The sequence below is a fragment of the Paracoccus alkanivorans genome, from assembly GCF_003697785.1.
GTDB classification, from domain to species: domain Bacteria; phylum Pseudomonadota; class Alphaproteobacteria; order Rhodobacterales; family Rhodobacteraceae; genus Paracoccus; species Paracoccus alkanivorans.
Window position 1 is genome coordinate 25129 of sequence record NZ_QOKZ01000016.1, and the last position, 7634, is coordinate 32762.

Annotated in this window: 8 protein-coding genes; 7 read left to right on the top strand and 1 reads right to left on the bottom strand. The window is 62.4% G+C overall.

The genetic code is table 11. The features are described 5' to 3' along the window. Positions 1-3 precede the first annotated feature (3 nt). From recJ to C9E81_RS21555, 4 genes are all read left to right on the top strand, one after another. Positions 4-1740, top strand: coding sequence for a single-stranded-DNA-specific exonuclease RecJ (gene recJ / locus C9E81_RS21540; RefSeq protein ID WP_122114425.1), 1737 nt, complete (start codon positions 4-6; stop codon positions 1738-1740). A gap of 65 nt (positions 1741-1805) precedes the next feature. Then, positions 1806-2498 (top strand): metal-dependent hydrolase, encoded by a 693-nt coding sequence (locus C9E81_RS21545; RefSeq protein WP_122114426.1) that lies wholly within the window; start codon positions 1806-1808, stop codon positions 2496-2498. 59 nt (positions 2499-2557) lie between these two features. Further along, the gene (locus tag C9E81_RS21550; RefSeq protein WP_122114436.1) at positions 2558-4297 is read left to right on the top strand and encodes an aminopeptidase P family protein; all 1740 of its coding nucleotides are present in this window, start codon (positions 2558-2560) and stop codon (positions 4295-4297) included. Positions 4298-4384: 87 nt separating this feature from the next. Further along, on the top strand, positions 4385-4855 hold the full coding sequence (locus tag C9E81_RS21555) for a GFA family protein (RefSeq protein ID WP_122114427.1): 471 nt from the start codon (positions 4385-4387) through the stop codon (positions 4853-4855). A 6-nt stretch (positions 4856-4861) separates the two neighbouring features. Here the strand turns inward: C9E81_RS21555 and C9E81_RS21560 are convergent, their stop codons facing one another. Then, positions 4862-5647, bottom strand: a complete 786-nt coding sequence (locus tag C9E81_RS21560; protein WP_122114428.1) for an enoyl-CoA hydratase — start codon at positions 5645-5647, stop codon at positions 4862-4864. Positions 5648-5703: 56 nt separating this feature from the next. On the opposite strand from C9E81_RS21560, the gene C9E81_RS21565 reads away from it, so the two are divergent. The 3 genes from C9E81_RS21565 to rpsI all read left to right on the top strand — a co-directional run bounded on the left by C9E81_RS21565 (position 5704) and on the right by rpsI (position 7241). Further along, on the top strand, positions 5704-6126 hold the full coding sequence (locus C9E81_RS21565) for a PaaI family thioesterase (RefSeq protein ID WP_122114429.1): 423 nt from the start codon (positions 5704-5706) through the stop codon (positions 6124-6126). 150 nt (positions 6127-6276) lie between these two features. After that, a complete protein-coding gene (gene rplM, locus C9E81_RS21570) occupies positions 6277-6741 on the top strand; it encodes a 50S ribosomal protein L13 (protein ID WP_122114430.1) in 465 nt (154 codons plus the stop codon). 2 nt (positions 6742-6743) lie between these two features. Further along, positions 6744-7241 carry a 30S ribosomal protein S9 gene (gene rpsI / locus C9E81_RS21575; protein ID WP_122114431.1) on the top strand — a complete coding sequence of 166 codons (498 nt, stop codon included), beginning with the start codon at positions 6744-6746 and terminating at the stop codon, positions 7239-7241. Positions 7242-7634 lie beyond the last annotated feature (393 nt).

Sequence of the window (7634 nt, forward strand, 5' to 3'; positions counted from 1 at the left end):
GACGTGGCGTTTCTGGGGGTTGAGCGGTCGCTGGCCGGACGGCGTTGGATCGGCCCCGAGACAGCGCTGGAGCGGTTGGCCGAAGGGCTGGCGCAGCAATGTTCCCTGCCCTTGCCGGTGGCGCGGGTGCTGGCCGAGCGGGGGGTAGAGGCTGATGCGGCAGAGTCCTTTCTGACGCCACGCCTGCGTGACCTGCTGCCTGATCCGCTGGTGCTGCGGGACATGGAAACCGCCGCCGGGCGATTGGTTGCCGCGGCTGAAGCGGGCGAACGTATTGCCATCTTTGCCGATTACGATGTCGATGGGGGGGCTTCGGCGGCCCTGCTGCTGGACTGGCTGCGCCGGCAAGGCCGCGATGCGACGCTGTATATCCCGGACCGGATCGACGAGGGTTATGGGCCGAACGCCCCCGCCATGGCTGAACTGGCTGCCGCGCATGACCTGATCATCTGCGTTGATTGCGGCACCCTGAGCCATGATGCTTTGGCGGCGGCGGATGGCACCGATGTCATCGTGCTGGACCATCATCTGGGGGGCGAGACGCTTCCGCCAGCGCTGGCGGTGGTCAACCCCAATCGGGCCGATGAAGATGGGGCGCTGGGACATCTTTGTGCGGCGGGGGTGGTGTTCCTGACGCTGGTGCAGGCCGGACGCGTATTGCGCGCCAAGGGACGACCGGAGCCGGACCTGATGGCGATGCTGGATCTGGTCGGGCTGGCTACGGTCGCGGATGTGGCTCCGCTGGTCGGTGTGAACCGTGCCTTTGTGCGGCAGGGGCTAGCCATCATGGCGCGCAGGCAACGGCCCGGACTGGTGGCGCTTGCGGATGTGGCGCGGCTGGACGGGCCCCCTAACGCTTTTCATCTGGGCTTTTTGCTCGGGCCACGTATCAATGCCGGAGGCAGGGTCGGACGTGCCGATCTGGGGGCGTTGTGCCTGTCATCGCGCGATTCCGTGGAGGCGGCCCGCCTTGCGGCAGAACTGGACGGATTGAACCGCGATCGCCGCAGCATCGAGGCCGGCGTGCGCGACGAGGCACTGGCGCAGGTCGAGGCGCGTGGTGATAGGGTATTGTCCTGGGCGGCGGGAGAAGGCTGGCATCCCGGGGTTGTCGGCATCGTTGCCGCGCGAATCAAGGAGGCGACCGATTTGCCTTCGGTGGTGATCGGTGTCGAGGGTGGGATCGGCAAGGGTTCCGCCCGCTCTGTTCCAGGTGTCGACCTGGGCCGGGCGGTCCAGCGGCTTGCGCAGGAAGGGCTGCTGATCAAGGGCGGCGGGCACGAGATGGCGGCGGGACTGACTGTCGCCGAGGACCGTATCGCCGCAGCCATGGCACGGCTGGCCGAGCTGATTGCCCGCGACCTGGCCGCCCGCAGCGGAAATCGGGATTTGCGCATTTCGGGCCTGCTCGAAACCGGCGGTGCCACACCGCAACTGTTTCGCCAGCTTGAGGATGCGGGACCCTTTGGCCAGGCCTCTCCTGCTCCGCGATTTGCCTTTCCCGACCAGTTGATCGACAGCGCTTCGACCATGGGCGACAATCATCTGCGCCTTCGCTTTCGTAGCCCCGGCGGCTCGGCGGTTGAGGCGGTCGCATGGGGCGCGATGAACGGCCCGCTTGGCCCGGCGCTGATCGGGGCCAAGGGACGTCGTTTTCACCTTGCGGGCAAGCTGGATTTGTCCACATGGGGCGGGCGGGAGCGCGTGCGCCTGCGTCTTGACGATGCGGCGCCGGTATGAATCTGCGGCTGGCCAGGACCGGGCTGTCCCGCTAACCTGCTCCCGACATCCAGAAGGAGGCAGCAATGAAACTGACCTGGCTTGGACATTCCGGCTTTCGTCTTGAAATCGAGAACGCGATCATCCTGATCGACCCGTGGCTGACCGGTAATCCGCTCTTTCCCGAGGACAAGCGGCAGGAGGCCATCGGCGGCGCCACCCATATTCTCCTGACCCATGGTCACGGCGACCATTCGGGCGATACGCTCTCGATCGCCAAGGAGTTGAATATTCCTGTCGCGGGCATCTATGACCTGATCAATAGCTGGAGCAACCATCAGGGAATCGAGGGGATCGGCTTCAACAAGGGAGGCACGATCGATCTGGGCGGCGCCAGGGTGACCATGGTCAATGCCAGCCATTCCAGTTCGCTAGACGGGGCGGACGGGCCGATCTATGCGGGGCACGAATCGGGCTACATGATCGCGGGCGAAGGCCATGTGATCTATGTCAGCGGCGACACCGACATCATGGCCGATATGGAATGGATGGGTCAGCTGCACCAGCCCGATATAGGTATCCTTTGCGCGGGCGGGCATTTCACCATGGACATGAAACGTGCCGCTTTTGCCGCGAAGAAATATTTCGACTTCAAGACTGTCATTCCGTGCCACTACAAGACGTTCCCGCTGCTGGAGCAATCTGCCGAGGCGTTGAAGCAGGGCCTTCCCGGCACTGACGTGATCGAACCGGAAGTGCTGAAGGCAATCGAGTTGTGAGCGGCTTTCAGAGTTTCGAGGATCCGCAGGGCGGCGGCGATCATCCCGCCCGGCTCTCCATGCTGCGCGAACGCATGGCGGTGCTCGATCTTGACGCCTTCATCGTGCCGCGCGCCGATGCTCATCAGGGCGAATACGTCGCCGAGGCGGATGCGAGACTGGCATGGCTGACCGGTTTTACCGGCAGCGCGGGTTTCGCCATTGTTACCATGGACCGGGCGGGTGTCTTCATCGATGGCCGCTACCGCGTGCAGGTGAAATCGCAGGTCGATCTCGCGCATTTCACACCGGTGCCCTGGCCCGAAACGAAACCATCGGCCTGGCTGCGCGATGCACTGCCTTCGGGCGGCAAGGCCGGCTTCGATCCCTGGCTGCATACGCGCAAGGAAATCGAGGCAATGAAGAAGGGCCTCGCGGATAGCGGTATCGAGTTGGCTGCCCTCGCCGGGAACCCGGTCGATGCGATCTGGCAGGATCGCCCGGCGCCGCCGGTCGGCCGCGCGCGCGCCCATGCCGATGCGCTGGCGGGCGAGGCCTCGGGACAGAAACGCCGCCGGTTGGCCGGGGAGTTGCGCGAAAACGGCCAGACGGCCGCCTTCCTGTCGCTGCCCGATTCCATATCCTGGCTGTTGAATATCCGTGGCACGGATATCCCGAAAAACCCGATCGTTCAGAGTTTCGCGATCCTGTCCGATGACGGGCATGTTACGCTTTTCTCGGACCCGGACAAGTTTGACGACGGGCTTCGCGCGCATCTTGGCAACGAGGTCACGATCCTCCATCCTCGCGAACTGACCGATGCGCTCAGAAACCTGGGCGGAACGGTCCGCATTGATCCGGCCACGGCCCCGGAGATCGCCTTCCGTCTGGTGGAGGAGGCCGGCGCGCATATCGCTTGCGCCCCGGACCCGGCAATCCTGCCCAAGGCCCGGAAGAACCCGGCCGAGCTGAAGGGCATGCGCGCGGCTCATCTCCGCGACGGGGTGGCGATGACCCGGCTGCTGGCGTGGTTGGACGCGCGGGATCCAGCCAGCCTGACCGAGATCGACGTGGTCAGGAAACTGGAAGCGTTGCGGCGCGAGGAAGGCATCATCGATATCAGCTTCGATACCATTTCCGGTTCAGGGCCCAATGGAGCCATCGTGCATTACCGGGTCACCGAATCGACCAATCGCCGCCTTGCTGCCGGGGAAATGCTGCTAGTTGATTCGGGCGGACAGTATCCGGATGGGACCACCGACATCACTCGAACCATTCCGCTTGGACACCCGCCGGAGGAGGCGATCGCGCCCTATACGGCGGTGCTGCGCGGCATGATCGCCATCAGCCGCACCCGTTTTCCCAAGGGGGTGGCGGGCGCGCATCTCGATGCCCTGGCGCGGCAATTCCTGTGGGCGGAGGGATTCGATTACGATCACGGCACAGGCCATGGCGTCGGTGCGGCGCTTTGCGTGCATGAAGGTCCGGCCCGGATCAGCCGTGTCAGCGATCTGCCACTGGAGCCGGGCATGATACTGTCCAACGAACCCGGCTATTATCGGGAGGGGGCTTTCGGCATCCGCATAGAGAACCTGATCACGGTGATCGGTGCCGAGGCCGAACCGGGCCGCGACATGCTGGGTTTCGAGACGCTGACCCTATGTCCCATAGATACCCGTCCGGTCGATCGCGCAGCGATGTCGCGTGACGAGGCGGATTGGCTTGACCGATATCATGCACGGGTCCGTCAGGAACTTTCACCGCTATTGGACGAGGGAACGCGCGACTGGTTGCTGCGCGCCACAGCCGCAATTTCCTGATTGGGCGGTTTCGCCGCGAGGCCAAAGGCATGCGATTCGGTTTCGTCCTTTGCCATTCTGTGGAAGCCTGCGGATGAGGAGATGGGGATGGTGGAGCTTACCGGAGGTTGCGGCTGCGGGCAGGTCCGCTACCGTATGATGGAGTGGCCCTTGTTCACCCATTGCTGCCATTGCAGCTGGTGTCAGCGTGAAACGGGCAGCGCTTTTGTGCTCAATGCACTGATCGAGACCGATTTGCTGAAGTTGAAGGGGGAAGCGGAGGAAATCCATACGCCTTCGGCCTCGGGGAAAGGGCAGAAAATCATACGCTGTTCCGATTGCCATATCGCAATCTACAGCCATTATTCAGGGGCGGGGCCGCGTTTCGCATTTCTGCGCGTCGGGACATTGGACGATCCGGCGTGTTGTCCGCCGGATGTTCATATATTCACTTCGACGAAATTGCCCTGGGTTATACTGTCCGGGAATATCCCGGTCATGGAGGAGTATTACGACCGTGAGGCGCTGTGGCCCGCCGCATCACTCGAACGACGGAAGGTGGCGCTGGCGCAGGGGTGAAACGGGTCAGTTCCAGTTCGGTTCGCGCTTTTCCAGAAAGGCGTTAATGCCCTCATCCGTGTCCGGCAGCATCATGTTCTCGCACATCGTGGCGCCTGCATTGTCATAGGCTGCTGACAGGCCGAGGCGAAGCTGTTCGTGGAAGGCCCGCTTGCCCATACGCACCGCCGAAGGCAGCTTGGAGGCGATCACGCGCGCCATCTCCATCGTCGCATCCGTCAGCTGATCTGCGGGAACGACGCGATTGATCAACCCCAACTCGCGGGCGCGCTCCGCAAGGATGAACTCGCCAGTGGTCAGCATCTCGAAGGCTGCCTTCGGTGGAACGGCTCGGGTCAGTGCGACCATCGGGGTCGAGCAGAACAAACCTATATTCACGCCGTTGACGCCGAAGCGGACGCCTTCGGCGGCGACGGCAAGGTCGCATGAGGCGACAAGCTGACAGCCGGCGGCGGTTGCGATGCCCTGCACCTCGGCGATTACCGGCTGGGGCAGGGCGGGAATCATCTGCATCATTCCGGCGCAGCGTCCGAAAAGCTGGTCATAGGCTGCCCGCCCGGCATCCTCGTTCCCGCGTGCGGCCTGCATCTGGCGCAGGTCGTGCCCGGCCGAGAAGGCCTTGCCTTCGGCCGCCAGAATCACCACGCGGATATTGTCGTCGGCCTCGATCGCCCGGAAAGCGTCTGACAACGCGTCGATCATCTCGAGCGACAGGGCGTTGAAATTTGACGGGCTGTTCAGGGTCAGCCGCGCCATGTGATCGGTATCTTCGCGCAAGACGAGCTCTGACATCTTGATCTCTCCTCCTTTTGCGGGAACCGTAAGCCGCAATCGGTCGGGAGGAAAGCATGGACATCGTAATGGACGCGGAAGCGCTGAACGCGTTTCTGGGTCGCGAGTTTCCGCAAGTAGCGGGTGAATACCGCGTTGAACGGGTAGACCCGGACCTGCTGACCGCCCGGCTGACCGTGGGCGAGGCACATCTGCGTCCCGGCGGTACCATCAGTGGACCTTCGATCTTCGCGCTGGCCGATCTGGCGATCTATTGCGCGATCCTTGCGCGAATCGGGCCGGTTGCCCTTGCGGTGACGACTAATGCCTCGGTTGATTTCATGCGCAAGCCCGAGGCAGACAGGGATCTGCGTGCCGAGTGCCGGGTTCTGAAGCTGGGACGTGTCCTCGCCGTTGCCGAGGCGCTGATCTACTCCGAAGGAGGAACCGAGCCGGTGGCACGCTGTTCAATGACATACTCGATTCCGCCGAAAAGTTAGAACTTCGGGCGGTTATGGCGAGGTATTTTAATACCTAATTATTAACGCATTGATGTTAAAGTAAAAATCATCACGGCCTGCTCTTGACTGTGCGTCCGGGATTTTCGATATACCGCCATCTCGAATGAACACGACCCTAAGGGACGACAGATGAAAACTTATACCGCGAAACCGGCGGAGATCGAGAAGAAGTGGATCCTGATCGACGCCGAGGGCGTCGTTCTGGGCCGTCTTGCCTCGATCGTCGCCAATCGCCTGCGCGGCAAGCACAAGCCAAGCTATACGCCGCATATGGACATGGGCGACAATGTCATCGTCATCAATGCCGACAAGGTGCAGATGACCGGCAACAAACGCAACGACAAGAAATACTACTGGCACACTGGCCATCCGGGCGGCATCAAGCATCGCACCGCAGGTCAGTTGCTGGATGGCGCCCATCCCGAGCGGGTGGTGATCAAGGCCGTCGAGCGCATGATCAGCCGCAACAAACTGGGCAAGCAGCAGATGACTCATCTGCGCGTTTATGCCGGGACCGAGCATCCGCATGAGGCGCAGCAGCCCGAAGTGCTGGACGTGAAGTCCATGAATGCCAAGAACACCCGGAGCGCGTGATTATGGCCGAAGACATCAAATCTCTTGACGAACTGAAGTCGGCCGTTTCGGGAACCGAGGCCGAAGCGCCCGTGACCGAAGCCGTCATCAAGCGCGAAGCACAGCGCGACGACCTGGGCCGCTCCTATGCGACCGGCAAGCGGAAGGACGCGGTTGCCCGCGTCTGGGTCAAGCCGGGTTCCGGCAAGGTCGTCGTGAACGGGAAGGACATCAACGAATACTTCGCCCGTCCGGTGCTGCAGATGATTCTGCGCCAGCCCTTCGACGTGGCCGGTGTGGCCGGCCAGTATGACGTGCAGGCGACCGTCAAGGGCGGCGGCCTGTCGGGTCAGGCAGGTGCCGTGAAGCACGGTATCAGCCAGGCGCTTCAGTTGCACGAGCCTAGCCTGCGTCCGGCGCTCAAGGCCGCGGGCTTCCTGACCCGTGACTCGCGCGTGGTCGAACGGAAGAAATACGGCCGCGCGAAAGCCCGCCGCAGCTTCCAGTTCTCGAAACGCTGATTCTGCCCGCAAGGCTTTGGGGAAGGCGCGGTCCTGCGGGGCTGCGCCTTTTCTTTTTTCCGTCAGAATCGGTTTGATCGGATGCTTCTGCCCCTGTTTTGCGACTCGTCCAGGGGGCGACTCGGCCCTGAAAGGAGGCGAATGGGAGTGAATCCGCTTTGAACACCGGGCCTCATGACCGTATCCATGGCTGGTATGTTACGAAAATTGCATAAAATAATTATTATATTACATGTCTTTATGCAAAAATTCCGGCTGATGGCAAATTTCCCACTTGCGCGCATTTGCGGTAATCCGTAGATACCGCTTCACCGAAGGCGGGGACGCTTGAGGTGCCGGGTCGGCCGAGAGAGAGGCCGGTTTGGAAGCTAATTCGGGAATGAACGACCGGCA

Bases quoted from the DNA above. Each gene is read 5' to 3' on its own strand.
- C9E81_RS21545 (WP_122114426.1), top strand. From the start codon at position 1,806: ATGAAACTGACCTGGCTTGGACATTCCGGCTTTCGTCTTGAAATCGAG.
- rplM (WP_122114430.1), top strand. From the start codon at position 6,277: ATGAAAACTTATACCGCGAAACCGGCGGAGATCGAGAAGAAGTGGATC.
- rpsI (WP_122114431.1), top strand. From the start codon at position 6,744: ATGGCCGAAGACATCAAATCTCTTGACGAACTGAAGTCGGCCGTTTCG.
- C9E81_RS21565 (WP_122114429.1), top strand. From the start codon at position 5,704: ATGGACATCGTAATGGACGCGGAAGCGCTGAACGCGTTTCTGGGTCGC.
- C9E81_RS21560 (WP_122114428.1), bottom strand. From the start codon at position 5,647: ATGTCAGAGCTCGTCTTGCGCGAAGATACCGATCACATGGCGCGGCTG.
- C9E81_RS21550 (WP_122114436.1), top strand. From the start codon at position 2,558: ATGCTGCGCGAACGCATGGCGGTGCTCGATCTTGACGCCTTCATCGTG.
- C9E81_RS21555 (WP_122114427.1), top strand. From the start codon at position 4,385: ATGGTGGAGCTTACCGGAGGTTGCGGCTGCGGGCAGGTCCGCTACCGT.